Annotated in this window: 15 protein-coding genes and 1 tRNA gene; 4 read left to right on the top strand and 12 right to left on the bottom strand. The window is 73.9% G+C overall.

Features of this window, described 5'->3' with window-relative positions:
* Window positions 1-28: 28 nt before the first annotated feature.
* The 3 genes from ACIQTO_RS15485 to ACIQTO_RS15475 form a co-directional block, all read right to left on the bottom strand.
* Entirely contained in the window at window positions 29-1,537 is a 1,509-nt protein-coding gene (locus tag ACIQTO_RS15485; protein ID WP_402388086.1) for a penicillin-binding transpeptidase domain-containing protein, read from the bottom strand.
* On the bottom strand, window positions 1,537-2,886 hold the full coding sequence (locus ACIQTO_RS15480) for an FtsW/RodA/SpoVE family cell cycle protein (protein ID WP_402388085.1): 1,350 nt from the start codon (window positions 2,884-2,886) through the stop codon (window positions 1,537-1,539). The genes ACIQTO_RS15485 and ACIQTO_RS15480 overlap by 1 nt, the downstream gene beginning before the upstream one ends.
* A gap of 115 nt (window positions 2,887-3,001) precedes the next feature.
* A complete protein-coding gene (locus ACIQTO_RS15475) occupies window positions 3,002-3,514 on the bottom strand; it encodes a DUF1269 domain-containing protein (RefSeq protein ID WP_402388084.1) in 513 nt (170 codons plus the stop codon).
* 383 nt (window positions 3,515-3,897) lie between these two features.
* Here ACIQTO_RS15475 and ACIQTO_RS15470 point away from each other — a divergent pair, with 383 nt between their 5' ends.
* The 3 genes from ACIQTO_RS15470 to ACIQTO_RS15460 all read left to right on the top strand — a co-directional run bounded on the left by ACIQTO_RS15470 (window position 3,898) and on the right by ACIQTO_RS15460 (window position 6,631).
* Window positions 3,898-5,214 carry a VWA domain-containing protein gene (locus ACIQTO_RS15470; protein ID WP_402388083.1) on the top strand — a complete coding sequence of 439 codons (1,317 nt, stop codon included), beginning with the start codon at window positions 3,898-3,900 and terminating at the stop codon, window positions 5,212-5,214.
* A gap of 2 nt (window positions 5,215-5,216) precedes the next feature.
* Window positions 5,217-6,107: a peptidase gene (locus tag ACIQTO_RS15465; RefSeq protein WP_402388082.1), complete on the top strand. Its 891-nt coding sequence runs from the start codon at window positions 5,217-5,219 to the stop codon at window positions 6,105-6,107.
* A 92-nt stretch (window positions 6,108-6,199) separates the two neighbouring features.
* Entirely contained in the window at window positions 6,200-6,631 is a 432-nt protein-coding gene (locus ACIQTO_RS15460) for a universal stress protein (protein ID WP_402388081.1), read from the top strand.
* 121 nt (window positions 6,632-6,752) lie between these two features.
* Here ACIQTO_RS15460 and ACIQTO_RS15455 read toward each other — a convergent pair.
* The 8 genes from ACIQTO_RS15455 to ACIQTO_RS15420 all read right to left on the bottom strand — a co-directional run bounded on the left by ACIQTO_RS15455 (window position 6,753) and on the right by ACIQTO_RS15420 (window position 13,153).
* A tRNA-Ala gene (locus tag ACIQTO_RS15455) sits at window positions 6,753-6,826 on the bottom strand.
* A 90-nt stretch (window positions 6,827-6,916) separates the two neighbouring features.
* Entirely contained in the window at window positions 6,917-8,002 is a 1,086-nt protein-coding gene (gene glpR / locus ACIQTO_RS15450; RefSeq protein WP_402388080.1) for a gephyrin-like molybdotransferase receptor GlpR, read from the bottom strand.
* Between the two features lie 150 nt (window positions 8,003-8,152).
* Window positions 8,153-8,779, bottom strand: coding sequence for a GNAT family N-acetyltransferase (locus ACIQTO_RS15445; RefSeq protein WP_402388160.1), 627 nt, complete (start codon window positions 8,777-8,779; stop codon window positions 8,153-8,155).
* Window positions 8,776-9,294, bottom strand: a complete 519-nt coding sequence (locus ACIQTO_RS15440) for a molybdenum cofactor biosynthesis protein B (protein ID WP_402388079.1) — start codon at window positions 9,292-9,294, stop codon at window positions 8,776-8,778. The genes ACIQTO_RS15445 and ACIQTO_RS15440 overlap by 4 nt, the downstream gene beginning before the upstream one ends.
* A gap of 26 nt (window positions 9,295-9,320) precedes the next feature.
* Window positions 9,321-9,818: a cyclic pyranopterin monophosphate synthase MoaC gene (gene moaC, locus ACIQTO_RS15435; protein WP_402388078.1), complete on the bottom strand. Its 498-nt coding sequence runs from the start codon at window positions 9,816-9,818 to the stop codon at window positions 9,321-9,323.
* A 113-nt stretch (window positions 9,819-9,931) separates the two neighbouring features.
* The gene (gene glp, locus ACIQTO_RS15430; protein ID WP_402388077.1) at window positions 9,932-11,284 is read right to left on the bottom strand and encodes a gephyrin-like molybdotransferase Glp; all 1,353 of its coding nucleotides are present in this window, start codon (window positions 11,282-11,284) and stop codon (window positions 9,932-9,934) included.
* Window positions 11,285-11,310: 26 nt separating this feature from the next.
* Complete coding sequence (gene galU, locus ACIQTO_RS15425; RefSeq protein WP_402388076.1) at window positions 11,311-12,231, bottom strand: UTP--glucose-1-phosphate uridylyltransferase GalU; 921 nt, start codon at window positions 12,229-12,231, stop codon at window positions 11,311-11,313.
* A 52-nt stretch (window positions 12,232-12,283) separates the two neighbouring features.
* Complete coding sequence (locus ACIQTO_RS15420) at window positions 12,284-13,153, bottom strand: GGDEF domain-containing protein (protein ID WP_402388075.1); 870 nt, start codon at window positions 13,151-13,153, stop codon at window positions 12,284-12,286.
* Between the two features lie 60 nt (window positions 13,154-13,213).
* Here ACIQTO_RS15420 and ACIQTO_RS15415 point away from each other — a divergent pair, with 60 nt between their 5' ends.
* On the top strand, window positions 13,214-13,789 hold the full coding sequence (locus ACIQTO_RS15415; protein WP_402388074.1) for a 5-formyltetrahydrofolate cyclo-ligase: 576 nt from the start codon (window positions 13,214-13,216) through the stop codon (window positions 13,787-13,789).
* 73 nt (window positions 13,790-13,862) lie between these two features.
* On the opposite strand, the gene ACIQTO_RS15410 is transcribed toward ACIQTO_RS15415, so the two are convergent.
* Complete coding sequence (locus tag ACIQTO_RS15410) at window positions 13,863-16,589, bottom strand: penicillin acylase family protein (protein WP_402388073.1); 2,727 nt, start codon at window positions 16,587-16,589, stop codon at window positions 13,863-13,865.
* Window positions 16,590-16,679: the final 90 nt, after the last annotated feature.

Below are 16,679 nucleotides of genomic sequence, written 5' to 3'. Positions count from 1 at the left end.
GGGTGAGCACCCGGCCCGGCCCGGTCGGTCAGCCGCCCAGCACGGCCTGCATCACCGAGCGGGCGATCGGCGCCGCCAGGCCGCCACCGGTGACGTCGGTGGCCGCGCTGTCCGCGATCACCACCGCGACGGCCACCGGCGGCACCGCGTCCGAGCCGGCCGGCCTGGCCCAGGAGATGAACCAGGCGTACGGCGTCCCGGTGTTGTCCACCCCGTGCTGGGCGGTGCCGGTCTTCCCGCCGACCTCGGCGCCGCCGATCCGCGCGTTGCGCCCGGTGCCGCGCTCGACCACGTCGGTCATCAGCCGCCGCACCTGCCCGGCCACCTCCGGGCTCATCGCCCGCCGGTAGGTGACCGGACGCATCAGCTGCACGGTGGTGCCGTCCCGCTTGGTCAGCTTGTCCACGAGCTGTGGACGCATCACGGTGCCGTTGTTGGCGACCCCGGCCGCGACCATCGCCATCACCAGCGGGGTGGCCGCGGTGTCGAACTGGCCGATCGAGGAGAGCGCGAGCTGGGACTGGTTCATCCGGGTGTCGACGTTGGAGCGCGCCGGCCGGACCGGGATGTCCAGCTTCGGGTCGTTGAAGCCGAAGTTCTCGGCCGTCTCCACCATCTTGTCGAGCCCGACCTGCACCCCGAGGTACCCCAGCACGCTGTTGCAGCTGTAGACCATCGCGGTGTCCAGCGACTGCCCCGGCTCGTCGCACGCCGCGGTGTCGTTGACCAGCGGCGTGGTGGTGCCCGGCAGGACGTACGGGTAGGGCGCGCCGGTCGGCGCGTCGGGGTCGGTGACGACGCCGTTCTGCAGCGCGGCCGCCGCGGTGACCACCTTGAAGGTCGAGCCGGGCGGGTAGGTCTGGCGCAGCGCCCGGTTGAGCATCGGCTGGTCGGCGTCGTTCCGCAGCCGGTTCCAGGCCGCCTGGTCGGCCGCGGACACGCCGGCGAAGCTGCCCGGGTCGTACGTGGGGGTGCTGGCCAGCGCCAGGATCCGGCCGGTGGCGGGCTCGATCGCGGCGACCGCGCCCTGCTGCCCGCCCAGTCCGCGCATCGCGGCCTGCTGGGCGGCCCGGTCGATGGTCGTGTAGACGTCCCCGCCGGGGTTCTGCCGGCGGGCGACGGCGTCCCAGACCGCCCAGCTCGCCAACCGGCTGTCGGTCCCAGAGAGCAGGTCGTCCTCCGTCCCCTCCAGCTGGGTGTTGCCGTAGGCCTGCGAGGAGTACCCGGTGACGGCGGCGTACAGCGGGCCGTCGGTGTAGGTGCGCTTGTAGTCGAACCGGCCGCCGGTGGGCTCCGAGCCGGTGACGGTGTCGGCGCCGACCAGGATGTTGCCGCGCGGCTGGGAGTACCGCTCGACGGTGAGCCGCTGATTGGCCGGGTTGTGGTCCAGCTCGTCGGCCCGGAACACCTGCACCCGGGTGGCCTGGACGCAGAGCGCCACGGTCAGCAGCAGACAGAAGGTGCCCGCCCGGCGACCGGTGACGGAGATCCCCGGCCGGCCCTGCGGCCCGTCGCCCCGGGAGCGCCCGCGTGCCATCAGGCCTCCCCGGCGGACGGCCGGCGGGCGATGTCGCTCATCCTCACCAGCAACGCGACGATGATCCAGTTGGTGACCACCGAGGAACCGCCCTGGGCGACGAACGGCAGGGTCATCCCGGTCAGCGGGATGAGGTCGAGCACCCCGCCGGCCACCACGAACACCTGCAGGCCGACGATCGACGCCAGCCCGATCGCGAGCAGCCGGCCGAAGGGGTCCCGCAGCGCGATGCCGGTGCGAAAGCCCCGGGCGACCAGCAGCGCGTACAGCAGGAACACGGCGATCAGCCCGGTCAGGCCCAGCTCCTCGCCGATGGTCGCGAGGATGAAGTCGGACTTGGCGGCGAACCCGATCAGCACCGAGTGCCCGTTGCCGAGGCCGGTCCCCAGCTCGCCGCCCCAGGCGAAGGCGAACAGCGACTGGGCGATCTGGTTGGCCCCCCGGCCCGCGGCGATCGAGCCGAGCGGGTCCAGCCAGTCGTTGACCCGGCTGTGCACGTGCGGCGAGAGCCAGCCGACCCCGACCGCCGCCACGGCGGCCAGGAACAGCCCGATGGCGATCCAGCCGCTGCGCGCGGTGGCCACGTAGAGCATGATCACGAAGAGGCCGAAGAAGAGCAGCGAGGTGCCGAGGTCCGTCTCCAGGACGAGCACCCCGACGAAGGCCGCCCAGATGAGCAGCACCGGCCCGAGGACCCGTCCGCGCGGCAGCTGGAACCACAGCACCCGGCGGCCGGTCAGCGCCAGCGCGTCCCGGTGGACCGCCAGGTAGGCCGCGAAGAAGACCGCCAGCAGGATCTTGGCGAACTCGCCCGGCTGGAAGGAGAGCGGCCCGACGGTGATCCAGATCCGCGAGCCGTACACCGGCGGGAAGAAGATCGGCAGCACCAGCAGCACCAGCGCCGCCAGGGCGCCGATGTACGCGTAGCGCTGCAGCCGCTTGTGGTCGCGCAGCAGCACCACCACCGCGATGAACAGCGCCACCCCGAGGGTGGACCAGAGCAGTTGGGCGGGGGCCGCGCCGCCGCCCGGGGTGGCCCGGTCCAGCCGGTAGATGGCGACCAGGCCGATCCCGTTGAGCAGCACCGCGATCGGCAGCGGCAGCGGATCGGCGTACGGCGCCTTCCAGCGGACCACGGCGTGCGCCAGCAGCGCGAGCACACCGAGCGCGGCACCGTACTCACCCGCGTCGGCGGGGACCCTGCCGTCGATGTTGACGCCCACCTCGGCGTAGCCGAAGACGGCGATCAGCACGGCGGCCAGGACCAGCGCGAGCTCGGTGTTGCGCCGGGTCCGCACCGTCCGGCGGGGCCGGCCGGCGGTTCTCGTCACGGCGGAGGGAGTCGCCACGGACCGTCCTGGGTGTCCTGCTGCGGTGGTGGGCCGGCGCCGGGGTGACGATCGGGACGGACGGGCGAACGGGCCCGTCCGTCCCGACGTGAGCGGCCGGTCCGGTGGGTGCGGCTCAGGCGGAGGCCGGGGCGGGCTGCGGCCGGGAGGCCTCGACGGTGGCCTTGAGTTCGGCCTCCGCCTCGGCGGAGAGCGAGGTCTGGATGATCTGGCCGCCGTGGCGGGCCAGGGCCGGGACGACCTTGTCGGCCGTGGCCTTGCGAACCAGCAGGAACACCGCGGCGGTGCCCGGCTGGAGGTGCTGGGCGACCTCGCGCATGAAGTTGTCGTCCACCCCGATGTCGGTGGAGGCGCCGACCGCGGCACCCGCGGCACCGCCGACCGCCGCACCGAGGAACGGCATGAAGAACAGCAGGCCGATGACCCCGCCCCAGAGCGCCCCCGAGGCGGCACCCGCGCCCGTGGTGCTGGCCTGCTGGTGCAGCTTGATCCTGCCGTCCTCGCGGCGCTCCACGACGACCGCGTCCTCCAGGTCGATCAGCTTCTGCGTCTGCAGTCCGACCGCCTCGCTGCGCACCGCCTGGGCGGTGGCCAGATCCGGGTAGGCGATCGCGAAGAGGTTGCTCACGTGCTGGTCCTTCCAAAGCGTCGGATGTACCGGCCGGGGGCGGGTACCGGTGCGACGGCGCCCATGCCCCTTTCGTCACCCTAACGAGCACTATCCATATTTATTCGCTCTTCCATCCGGTGTGTCCCGTATTGCCGAACCGGCCGAGCGGAGCCGCGCCACCGTCCGGGCCGCGCCACCACGCCCGGCGCCACCCGCCCGACCGGCTCCGGGCGGCGCACGCCTGGGCAGCGGGCAGCGGACACCTGGGCACCGGGCAGCGCACGCCCGGGCACCGGACGGCCGATCTCCCACCGGCGCCCAGGAGTTCACGCCGGAGCCCGGCGGACCGCGCGGCGGACCGCGTTGGCCATGGCGAACTGATGATCCCTAGGATCGGGCGGGTGACTACCGGACGACGCCCGAAGGCCAGGCTCGGCAGCCTGCTTGCCGCCCTGGCGATAACAGGCGGCGCGCTGCTCAGCGGCCTGCCCGCCCATGCCGACGAACCATCAGCCGGCACCGCCGGCAAGGAAGCCCCCCGGGTCGACCTCGTCCTGGACGTCAGCGGCTCCATGCGGGCCACCGACATCCAGGGCAAGAGCCGCATCGCGGTGGCCCAGCAGTCCCTGAACGAGGTGATCGACGCCCTGCCCCCGGAGACCGACTTCGGCATCCGCACCCTCGGCGCCAACTACCCCGGCGACGACAAGACCCAGGGCTGCCTGGACACCAAGCAGCTCTTCCCGGTCGGCAAGACCAACAAGGTCGAGGCCAAGACCGCGGTCGCCACCCTGCGCCCGACCGGCTGGACCCCGATCGGCCTGGCCCTGCGCGGCGCGGCGCAGGACCTCGGCAAGGGCGAGACCACCCGCCGGGTGGTGCTGATCACCGACGGCGAGGACTCCTGCGCCCCGCCGGACCCGTGCGACGTGGCCCGCGAGCTCGCCGCCCAGGGCATCCACCTGGTGGTCGACACCCTCGGCCTGGCACACGACGACAAGACCCGCCAGCAGCTGCTCTGCATCGCCAACGCCACCGGCGGCACCTACACCGACGTCCGCACCCAGGAGCAGCTCACCGACAAGGTGAAGCAGCTCGTCGACCGCTCCAACGACACGTACACCGTGGCGCCGGTCAAGACCGCGGGCACCGACAAGTGCGAGAGCGCGCCCGTCCTCACCCCCGGCGTCTACAGCGACCGGGAGAAGTTCTCCGAGCACCGCGTCTACCGCGTCCCGGTCAAGGCCGGCCAGGAGCTGCGCGCCTCGGTCAGCGTCGCGCTCGACCGCGGCGTCGCCCGTGACTACGGCGTCCTGCTCCAGGCCACCAGCGCCACCGGCCAGGAGCTGGTCCGCGGCACCGACGCCGGCAGCGGCCGGACCGATGTGATCTCCACCGGTCTGCGCTGGTCCACCGACGACTCCAAGGGCTACACCTCCGCGACGCCCTCCGCCTCCCCGAGCGGCAAGCCGGAGACCACCGTCTGCCTGGTCGTCAGCAACTCGCTGGCCGCCCTGCCCGGCGTCCAGGCCGACCCCGGCCTGCCGCTGGAGCTGACGGTCGACCTGTCCGCCGCCTCGCCCGCCCCGGACGGAGCCGCGATGGGCCTCGGCCGCGGCTGGATCCTGCTGCTGGTGCTCACCCTGGCCGGCCTGCTGACCGGCCTGCTGTTCGGCTGGATCGCGCGCTGGCGGATCGCTGTCTGGCGGGAGAACTGACCATGCGTACCTCGACGACCCGCAGCGCCCTCCGCGGCGCGCTCGCCGCACTCGCCCTGCTCCCCGCGCTGGCCCTGGCGGCGCCGGCCGCCTCCGCCGCCTCGCCGTCCCCCTCCGCCAGTGCGAGCGGGACGCCCGCCCCGGCCACCAAGGCCGGGACGTCCTTCCTGACCGCCATCAACCTCGCCCCCGGCCAGGACGCCAAGGTCGCCGCCTCCACCGGCGACTACCTGTACTGGGCGTTCGGGGCCTCCGAGGGCCAGACCCCGACGGTCGGCCTGACCGTCGACCTGGCCCCCTCCGCCGACCGGCACGGCCCGCAGACCTGGAGCGTCGAGGTGTTCGACGGGCTGCGCCGCCGCCAGTCCTGCACCGCCGGCACCCAGAACGCCACCGCCGATCCGGCCGCCCCGTCGCTCGCGCTGAGCTGCACCCTGCGCGAGGTCCGCTCCTGGGCCGAGCCCTGGTCCGGCGACCCGCTGCCCGGCACCTACTACGTGCGGCTCTCGCTCGCCGACGCCCCGCAGCCGGATCTCGGCCTCGCCGCCGCCGTCCAACTGCGCGTCAGCGCCAAGGGCGACGCCGACAACGCCCAGCCGGAGGGCGGTGAGCTCAAGGCCCCGCTGGTCCCGCCGGTCGGTGGCGGCGCCGCGACCGCCAAGGCGGCCGCACCCGAGGAGCCCGAGGACCACTGGTACACCGGCTGGTTCTCCGGCTGGAACGGCCGCTGGTTCTGGACCCTGGGCGGCGGCGCGCTGGCGGCCCTGGCCGGTGTCGCGGGCTACACCCTCACCCGCCACCCGCGCGGCCGCCGGCCGGCCCGCTACGGCACCGTCCCGCCGCAGGCCGGCGCCCCGCAGCCGGGCCCGTACGCGGGCTCGGGCCAGCCCTGACCCGACACGCACCCTCCCGAGGGCCGGCCGGAGCCTTCCGGCCGGCCCTCGGCCGTCTCGCCGCCCGCACCGCACCGCCCTAGGCTCGAACCATGACCCGGCAGCCGGACGGCAGGATCGTGGTCGGCGTGGACGGCTCCCCGCTCTCCCTCGCCGCCGTCCGCTGGGCCGCGCGGCTGGCCGCGCTCACCGGCGGCCCGCTGGAGGCGGTGACGGTCTGGGAGTTCCCCTGCCTGCTGGGTGAGCACGGCCTCGTCCCGCCCCCGCTGGACGGCTTCGGTCCCGAGCGGCACGCCGCCCGGATCCTCGACGAGACGCTGGCCGCCGCCCTCTCCCCCGCGCCGGCCGTCCGGCGCCGCCTCAAGGCCGGGGCCCCCGGCCCCGCGCTGGCGAGTGCCGCCGAGGGCGCCGCGGTACTCGTCCTCGGCAGCCGCGGCCGCGCCGCGCCGCCCGGCGCCGCCCTCGGCACCGTCACCCAGTACTGCGTGCACCACGCCTCGTGCACCGTGGTGGTGGTCAGGTGATCATCGTCACAGCCCCGACATCCGCGCCCCCGCGGCCCGCTGACGCCCGGTCCGTCGCGGCTTCCGGCACAACGCAGAAGTCCCGCCCGATCTGATCGATCGGGCGGGACTTCCTGTTGGGTGGAGCTGAGGGGATTCGAACCCCTGACCCCCTCGATGCGAACGAGGTGCGCTACCGGACTGCGCCACAGCCCCAACGAGATGAAACTTTAGCACCTTTCCGAGGGGGCTCGTGACCACTCCGGAGCACCGGCCGGCCGGGGGCGCGGGAGCACCCCCGGCCGGTCACTCATTGGCGGCGCGCGGACGCGACTCGGCGGCGGAGGACTCGGCGTACTGGTCGAAGAGCGGGGTGGTGCGCCCTTCGGTCGGACGCGGCTCCGCCGGACGCGATTCCGCCGGACGTCCGGCGGTCCAGGTGCCGGGGGCCGACAGGTCGAGACCCCGGGAGACCCGGGGCGCCACCGGAGCCGTCACATAGGTCGGCAGCGGGACGGGGACGGGCTCCCAGGAGTCCGGGCCGGCCGCACCGCGCTCGCGCATGCCGTCGACCCACTCCTCGTGCTCGGTCGCCTCCGCGAGCACCGAGGCGGACGCGGGGCCGGCCGGCCGGGCCGGCGCCGGCGCCCGGTCGTGGTCGGTGGCGAGCCGCAGGTGCGGCCGCCCCCGGCCGGCCGGGGGCGCGACGGCGGGGGCCGGCGGCGGCTCCTCCTCAGTCGGGCGGGCCTCGGCGCGCTGCCGCTCGCGCTTGCGCAGCCGCTCGGCGGCCTGGGCGGCCCGGGCGCGGTCGATCTTCACCTCGTACCGCAGGCGCTCCAGCTTGCGCAGGTGGCCGATGTAGAGCGTGAGGAGGGTCGCCGGCACGGCCGGGACCCAGAGGAAGGCCAGGCCGGACACCGCCGCGACGACCGCGCCGAGGGCGAAGGCCAGGAAGAGCACGGTGACCATCCGGCGCCGCCGGGCCAGCAGCCGCGCCCGGGGCTCGATCCCGACCCGCCCCCCGGTCGGGCGCTCGGGGGCCCGGACCGCGGGCCGGGCGGGCTCCGCCTCCCGCTCCGGCTCCGGCTCCGCCACTCCCCCACCGGCGGGATCGCCGACGGGGCCGGGGTCGCCGTCGGGGTCGCCGGGGGCGGCCTCGTCCCGTACGGGAGGGCCGTCGTCATTGCTCTGCTCGTCACGCGGTTCGTCGCCCAGGGCCCGGGATGCCCGCCGCTCCAGCGCCGAACGCCCGGCCAGCAGGCGAATGGCGGTGCTGAAGCGTTCCGTCGGGCGCGCCTCATTGAGCTCGTCCTGCCTGCGGAGCCACATGGGCACCAGATAGGCGGCCCAGGCCCCTACGATGACGGCGTAGATAAGGCCGCTACTGCTCACGTTTCACACCGTACGGGCGACGGGGAAGGCCTGGCAGCAATTTGGCACGGCGTGTCGTGTGATCAAGCTGATTCTCCGACTATTTTGCCGGTATTTGTGCCCGTCCGTCGCCACGCCGATGCCATATCGATATTTCTTTCGAACATATATTCAATTATGTGGCCGTCGGGCGGAACTGAGCGTCCGCCAGCGTTCCAGCATCCCCTCGGGGACCTCCTCGGCGGTCAGGGCGTACACGAGGTGGTCGCGCCAGTCGCCGTCGATGTGCAGATAGCGCGGCCGCATTCCCTCCGAGCGGAACCCCAGCTTTTCCACCACCCGGCGGCTCGGCCCGTTCTCCGGCCGGATGCAGACCTCGATCCGGTGCAGTCCCAGCGTGCTGAAGCAGTGGTCCACCGAAAGCGCCACGGCCGCCGGCATGATGCCCCGGCCGGCCACCGCCTCGTCGATCCAGTAGCCGACGTTGGCCGAGCACATCGAGCCCCAGGTGATCCCGCCGACGGTCAGCTGGCCGACCAGCCGGCCCTGGTGGAGCACCACGAAGGGCAGCATCCGCCCGGCCGAGGCCTCGCCGCGCAGGAAGCGGACCATCTGCCGGTACGTCGGGCGCGGGCCGGTGCCGCGGGCGGCCGGGCCGGGCGGCACGGTGGCCTCCCAGCGGCGGAGCCAGTCCCGGTTGCGGCGGCTGACCTCCTGCCACTCCCGCTGGTCACGGGCCCGGATCGGGCGCAGCGCGAGGTCCCCCTCGTGGAGTTCTACCGGCCAACCGGCGTTCAGTGCGCGCTCCCGGAAGCAGGTGCGTCCGGCCGGGGGTGGTCCCCGCCGCCGAGTTGGTCGACGGCGTGCGCGAGCAGCGGCTCCAGGACGGCCAGGCCGTCCTTGACGCCGCCGGTCGAGCCCGGCAGGTTGACGATCAGGGTACGTCCGGCGAGGCCGGCCAGCCCCCGGGAGAGCGCGGAGGTCGGGACCTTCTCGCGGCCGTACGCCCGGATGGCCTCGGCGATGCCGGGGATCGGCCGGTCGATCACCCGGGCGGTCATCTCGGGGGTGAGGTCCATCGGGGAGATGCCGGTGCCGCCGGTGGTCAGCACCACGTCGTACCCGGCCGCGACGGCTTCGCGCAGAGCCGCCTCGACCGGCTCGCCGTCCGGCACCACCCGGGGGCCGTCGACGGTGAAGCCCATCGCGCCCAGGCCCGCGACCAGGAGCGGGCCGCCCCGGTCCGCGTAGACGCCGGCCGAGGCGCGGTTGGAGACGGTGACGGCCAGCGCCCTCATGACCGGCGCGCTCATGCCCGGCGTGTCACCGACCGGCGCGCTCATGCCGGGCCCTCGGCGAACCAGTCGCCGCTCTTGCCGCCGGTCTTGCTGAGCACCCGGACGGACTCGACGGCGGCGCCCTTGTCGACGGCCTTGACCATGTCGATCACGGTGAGCCCGGCCACCGCGACGGCGGTGAGCGCCTCCATCTCGACGCCGGTGCGGTCGGCGGTCCGCACGGTGGCGGTGATCTCGACCGCGTCGTCGGTGACGGTCAGCTCGACCTTCACCCCGGAGACCGCGATCGGGTGGCAGAGCGGGATCAGGTCCGGGGTCCTCTTGGCCCCCATGATCCCGGCGATCCGGGCGACGGCGAGGGCGTCGCCCTTGGGCACGCCCTCGCCGCGCAGCAGCTCGACCACGCGGGGGGAGACCCGGACCCGGCCAGCCGCGACCGCGGTCCGCGCGGTGGTGGCCTTCTCGGAGACGTCGACCATCCGGGCCGCGCCCTGGTCGTCGACGTGGGTGAGGCGGTCGCCGGGGGGTGAGGTGGTCACGGAAGGCTCCAGGGGGCGCGCAGATCGAATACCGCGCTACCGTACTCCTCACTCCGGCCAGGGCGTGGGACGGCCCGTGTCAGCGGGCGAGACGGGCCGGTCGCCGGCCGCCCTCAGCCGCCCAGCAGGACGACGTCCACCTCGCTGCCGGCGGGGAGTTCGGTGACGTCCTCCGGGACGGTGATCAGGCAGTCCGCCCTGGCCAGCGCGCCGACCAGGTGCGACCCCTCGCCGCCGACCGGCTCCACCACGCCGTCGGCCGCCGCGTACCGGCCGCGCAGGAACTGCCGGCGGCCGGCGGGCGAGCGCAGCGCCACCGGGCAGAGCGCCCGGACCACCGGGCGGTGGACGTCGGCGGCGCCGAGCATGGTCCGGATCACCGGGCGGACGAAGAGTTCGAAGGAGATGTAGGCGCTGACCGGGTTGCCGGGCAGGGCCAGCAACGGGACCCCCGCCCCGGCACCGATCCGGCCGAAGCCCTGCGGCTTGCCGGGCTGCATCCGCAGCCGGCGGAACTCGACACCGTTGGCTCCGCTGTAGGACTCGAAGACCTCCTTGACCACGTCGTACGCGCCGACGCTGACGCCGCCGCTGGTGACGATCAGGTCGGCCCGGCCGAGCTGGTCCTCCAGGACGGCGCGCAGGCGCGCCGCGTCGTCCGGGACCCCGCCGACGCGGTAGGCGATGGCCCCCGCGTCCAGGGCGGCGGCGGTGAGGGTGAAGCTGTTGGAGTCGGCGATCTGCCCGGGGCCGACCGGCTCGCCGGGCTGGACCAGCTCGCTGCCGGTGGACAGCACCACCACGCGCGGGCGGGGGCGGACCTTGACGGTGGCCCGGCCGATCGCGGCGAGCAGGCCGAGCTGGGTCGGGCCGAGCCGGGTGCCGGCCTCCAGGATCCGGTCGCCGGCGGTGACGTCGCTGCCGCGGCGGCGGATGTGGGCGCCCTCGGAGACCGGGCGCAGCACCCGGACCTCCTCGTCCTCGACCGGGGCGCCCATCGCGTCGGCGGCCTGGCCGGTACCGCTGCCGCCGTCGGTCCACTCGACCGGGGCGACGGCCTGGGCGCCGGGCGGGACGGGGGCGCCGGTCATGATCCGGGCGGCCTGGCCGGGGCCGACCTTGGGCAGTTCGGCGGCGCCGGCGGCGATGTCGCCGACCACCGAGAGCACCGAGGGGTACTCGGTGGTGGCGCCGGCGGTGTCCGCGGTGCGGAGGGCGTAGCCGTCCATCGAGCTGTTGTCGAAGGGCGGCAGGTCACCGTCGGCGAGGACGTCCTCGTCGAGCCGGCAGCCCTGGGCGTCGAGCAGCTGGAGCTCGATCGCGGGCAGCGGACCGACGGCGGCCAGGACGTCGGCGAGGTGCTCGTCGACGGTCCACAGGCGGGCCGGGCGGGCGGCCGGTGCCGGGTCCGCGGCTCCGTCGCAGCAGGCTGCGGCGGTGGGGTTGTTCTCCGTGGACCCGGTCATCGGCGCTCTCGCTCTCTGTCGGTGTGTCAGTCCTGAAGCTCGGAGGCGACGAACTCACGGAGCCAGGAGCGGAACTCCGGGCCCAGGTCCTCGCGCTCGGAGGCCAGTCGGACGATAGCGCGCAGGTAGTCCGCGCGGTCACCGGTGTCGTAACGGCGGCCCTTGAACAGCACGCCGTGCACCTGGCCGCCGCTCTCCGGGGCGCGGGTGGTCAGCTCGCGCAGGGCGTCGGTGAGCTGGATCTCGCCGCCGCGGCCGGGCGGGGTCTCGCGCAGCACGTCGAAGACCGAGGGGTCGAGCACGTAGCGGCCGATGACCGCGTAGTTCGACGGGGCGTCGGCCGTCTCGGGCTTCTCGACCAGGTCGGTCACCTGGAAGACGTCCTCGCCGAAGCCGTTCGCCTTGACGGCCGCGCAGCCGTACAGGTGGATCTGGGCGGGGTCGACCTCCATCAGGGCGACGACCGAGCCGCCGAGCTCCTGCTGGACCTCGATCATGCGGGCCAGCAGCGGGTCGCGCGGGTCGATCAGGTCGTCGCCGAGCAGGACGGCGAAGGGCTGGCCGGCGACGTGCTGCTCGGCGACCGAGACGGCGTGGCCGAGGCCCTTCGGGTCGCCCTGGCGGACGTAGTGCATGTTGGCCAGGTCGACGGACTCGCGCACCCGGCGCAGCCGGTCCTGGTCACCCTTGCGGGCGAGCAGCTCCTCCAGCTCGTAGGCGCGGTCGAAGTGGTCCTCGAGAGCGCGCTTGTTACGGCCGGTGACCATCAGTATGTCGGACAGCCCGGCGGCGGCCGCCTCCTCGACGACGTACTGGATCGCCGGCTTGTCGACGACCGGCAGCATCTCCTTCGGAGTGGCCTTGGTGGCCGGGAGGAAGCGGGTGCCCAGTCCGGCCGCGGGGACCACGGCCTTGGTAACCGGAATTCGGGAGCTGATCGTCGTCATGCGTTTACCTTACTAAGGCATGTTTTCGCCCGGCCGAGCGCGGTTGGACCGGCTATGACAGCACGTCGCTGGGCCCGGCCACGGTGGCAGGCAAAGGGGAAGTGCCGGGTGAGGCGAGGGGGTCCTCTCCGGCACAGGGCGACACACTACCCGGCTTTTCCGAACGGTCACGCTCGGCTTCGGAGCCGCCGAGTGGCCGGGACGAGGCGGCCGCGCGCCAGCAGTCCCCACCGGCCGCGCGGGCCTCGGCCAGGGCCCGGTCGGCGGCCCGGAGCAGGACCGCCGCATGGGTGCCGTCCCGGGGCAGCACGGCGACGCCGAGGGCGGCGGTCAGCCCGTTGCCCTGCGGGTGACGGCCCTCGCGCGGGCCGGAGGACCAGTCCAGCAGCAGGTGCCGGCGGACCGACCAGACCAGCCGTTCGGCGACGTGCGCCGCGCCCTGGGCGCCGGTGTCCGGCAGCACGACCAGGAACTCCTCGCCGCTGTACCGGCCGAGGGTGTCGGAGCGGCGGATCTCCATGCCGAGCCGCTGGGCGAGGTCGCGCAGTATCGCGTTGGCCCGGGCCCGGCCGTGCTCGTCGATGACCGCGTCGAAGCCCGTGATGTCCAGCAGCAGCACGGCCAGCGGGTGCGGGCCGTCCTGCTGGCCGGCCTGCTCGGCACGGCGGGCGCGCTCGATCTCCCGGTCCAGGGTGAGCTGCAGGTGGCGGTAGTTCCAGACCCCGGTGACCGGGTCGCAGGAGGCCGTGCGCTCCAGCTCGGCGCAGCGGGCCTCCAGCTCGGCGACCTGCCCGCGCAGCCCGGCCTCGCGGTCGGCGGCCTCGCCGTCGGCCCGGCGCAGTCGCCACCCCAGCACGGCGGCACCGGCCAGCGCCGGGGCGCTCAGCGCGGCCAGGGCCTGGACCAGCAACGGGGTCGACATCGGGGCGCCTTCCGCGTGTCAGGCTCTGAGCGTCACGGGCACAGAGCTGTGGAGGATCCCATGCACAACGAGAAGAGCGCGCTGAGGACACGGCTGCTGGCCGAGCGACGGGCGCTGCCACCGCAGGAGCGGGAGCGGGCGGCGCGCGCGCTGGCCGGGCACGCCGGGGAGCTGGCGGCGCCGGGTGCCACGGTGGCCGCGTACGTGTCGGTCGGCGCCGAGCCGGGCACCCGGCCGCTGCTGGACGCGCTGCTGGCGCGCGAGGTCCGGGTGCTGCTGCCGGTCCTGCTGCCCGACAACGACCTGGACTGGGCCGCGTACGAGGGGCCGGAGGCGCTGGCGCCGGCCGGGCGCGGGCTGCTGGAGCCGGTCGGCGGGCGGCTCGGGCCGGAGGCCGTGACCACGGCGTCGCTGGTGCTGCTGCCGGGCCTGGCGGTGGACCGGCAGGGGCTGCGGCTGGGGCGCGGCGGCGGCTCGTACGACCGGGTCCTGGCCCGGCTCGGGCGGGCCGGGGCACGCCCGCTGCTGGCGGTGCTGCTGTACGAGCACGAGCTGGTGGCGAGTGTGCCGGCCGAGCCGCACGACCTGCCGGTGGACCTCGCCCTCACGCCGTCCGGGCCGCACCGGCTCGGGTGACGGCCCCGGTGACGACGGCGGCCCCGCGCCCCGGGATCCGGGGGGCGGGGCCGCCGTAGCGGGCCGGACTCGCTCAGCCGGTGGTCAGCACCAGCTTGTTCTTGGCCGACTTCTCGACCGCGTCGGGCGAGTAGGACCAGGTCAGCAGCTTGCCCTTGAGCCAGAGGTCGGTCTGGTCGTTGTAGTTGGGGTGGAACGCGTGACCGGAGGCGCCGCCGACGTTGACCCAGCGCGACGCGTCGAAGTCGCTCAGGTCGACGACCATCCGCATCGACGGGATCCAGTCCACCTCGTAGCCGGCCGCCGCGTTCCAGCCCGCCGCGTCGACCGCCCCCGAGCCGCCGGAGAGGCGGTACGGGCCGCGGTTGAGCAGCCGCTGGACGAGGCCGGAGGCGATCGAGGAGTCGTCGCTGCCCATGGTCTGTTCGCGCAGCGTCAGCTTGTGCAGACGGCCCCAGCTCCAGGTGGAGACGTCCTTGCTGAGCAGCGCGGTGAGGTCCTGCCGGGCATTCTTCATTGCCTCGGCGAGCAGGTTGTCGAGGCCCTTCTGCTCGTGGTGGTCCGAGTCGATGTACGTCCACCAGCCGCTGTCGGGCTTCTCCAGCTGCTGGCGCACCACCTCGGTCCAGCGGTCGCCGCCGTCCGGCTGGGCCTTGCCCGGGTCGCGGGTGCCGCACTCGGTGACGATCTGGGTGCTGCTGTCCGGCTTGGTCGGATCGGTCTGCCGGCGGACCAGCAGGCAGTTGTCCTTGGCGCGCAGATCGGCCGGGAACTTCTGGCCGAAGGAGAGGCTGAGCAGCTGGCGCCAGACGCCGTTGTAGTAGGCGGCGGCGGCCGAGTCGGCGTCCTGGTGGAAGTTCCAGTCCTTCAGCAGGTCCTGCGCCTCACGCACGTACGGGTCGTCGATCCGCACCTTGAGCAGCAGCGGGACCAGTGTCCTGGCCAGGATGCTGGTGTTGTCGAGCTGCATCTCCTGCATGTCGTCCGGCGAGATCTTGCCGTTGTTCTTGAGCTTGGCCTCGATCTGGTCGGTGATCTCCTTGGCCCGGGTGCCGTACTCCCAGTCCTTGGTCAGCAGGTACTTGTACGACGGGTCGACCACGGCCTGGTTGGCGGTGACGATGTAGCCGGCCGACGGGTTGCGGGTGAAGGGCAGCGCCGTGAACGGGACGGAGCCCTTCCACTGGTAGGCGGAGTCCCAGCCGGGCGCCGGGTAGCCGCCGTCGCCCTTGCCGCGCACCGGGACGTTGCCGGGGGCCTGGTAGCCGATGTTCTCGGCGTCGGCGTAGATCAGGTTCTGGGCGGGGACGGCGAAGTCCTTGGCGGCGGCCCGGAAGTCCTCCCAGCCCTTGGCGCGGTCCAGCGTGAAGACCGCGTCCATGGTCTTGCCCGGTTCGAGCGCCGTCCACTGCAGGGCGACGCCGTAGCCGGTGGTCGAGCGGTCCGGGGCGGAGGTGCCGTTCGGGGCGTACTTGCCGACGTTCTGCTGCTCGGTGCTCTGGTCGGAGATCAGCGGCGCGCCGGTCTGGGTGGTGCGCACGGTGATGGTGCGGTCCTCGCCGCCGGCCACCTTGATGGTCTCCTTGCGCAGCTTGAACTTCACCTCCTTGCCGTCCACCAGGTAGGTGTCCGGGCCGGTGACCTTCTCCAGGTAGAGGTCGGTGACGTCCGCGCCGAGGTTGGTGAAGCCCCAGGCGATGTCCTTGTTGTGGCCGATCATCACGCCCGGCATGCCGGCGAAGGTGAAGCCCGAGACGTCGTACTGGCAGGCGGCCGAGACGGTGCGGCAGTGCAGGCCCATCTGGTACCAGACCGAGGGCAGGCCGGGGCCGAGGTGCGGGTCGTTGGCGAGCAGCGGCTTGCCGGTGGTGGTGTGCGAGCCGGCCACCACCCAGGAGTTGGACCCGATGCCCTGGCCCTGCCGGCCGAGCAGTTGCGGCATCGCGTCGATCCGGTCGGTGACGTCCTTGAACAGCGCCTTGGTCGCGGCCGCGCCCTGGGCGGTGCCGCCGCCGCCGGCGGTGGTGCCGGTACCGGCCGGCGCGGCGCCGTCCGCCGGGCGGTAGGTGTCGCCCGCCACGGTGCCGGTCTTCACGATCGTGCCGTTGCGCGCGTACGGGTACTCCGGGTACAGCTCGGCGATCTTCTCCGGGCTGAAGTCCTGGGCGAGCAGCGAGCGGTCGATCTCCTCCTGGAGGTTCCCGGAGAGGTTCCAGGCCATCGCCTTCAGCCAGGCCACCGAGTCGACCGGGGTCCACTGCTCGGGCTTGTAGTCACCGTTCGCGACACCGAGCAGGGCGTACTCCAGGGAGGCGCCGGCGCCGCCCGGGTGCTCGCCGAGCCAGGCGTTGACGCCGTCCGCGTAGGCCTGGAGGTACTTCTTGGTCTCGGGCGACAGCTGGGAGTCGAACTCCTTCTGCGCCACGTCGCGCCAGCCCATGGTGCGGATGAAGGAGTCCGTCTCGACCTGGCTGTCGCCGAACATCTCGGAGAGCCGGCCCGCGGTGATGTGCCGTCGGACGTCCATCTCCCAGAACCGGTCCTGGGCCTGGACGTAGCCCTGGGCGCGGAAGAGGTCCTCCGAGGTGTCGGCGTAGAGCTGGGGGATGCCGTTGGCATCGCGCTTCACGTCGACGGGCGCGCTCAGGCCCGCCACCTTGACGCTGCCGTCCACCTCCGGGAAGGACGCGCGCACCGCGGCCACCCCCTGGTAGCCGCCGTAGCCGGCGCCGGCCACCAACAGCACGACCAGCACGATCACGATCAGACGGGCGCGCCGGAACTTCTTCGAGCGGGGCATCTGGGTCCTTGCGGTCCTCGACTGGGGGGCGGGCGGGCATGTCCAGGGCACTCGGCCGGGACAGGGCACCACATTAGGCCGACTCGGCTG

The sequence above is a fragment of the Kitasatospora sp. NPDC091207 genome, from assembly GCF_044768625.1.
Lineage (GTDB): Bacteria > Actinomycetota > Actinomycetes > Streptomycetales > Streptomycetaceae > Kitasatospora.
The sequence above is the reverse complement of the archived record's forward strand: the minus strand, read 5'-3'. Positions and strand labels throughout refer to the sequence as shown.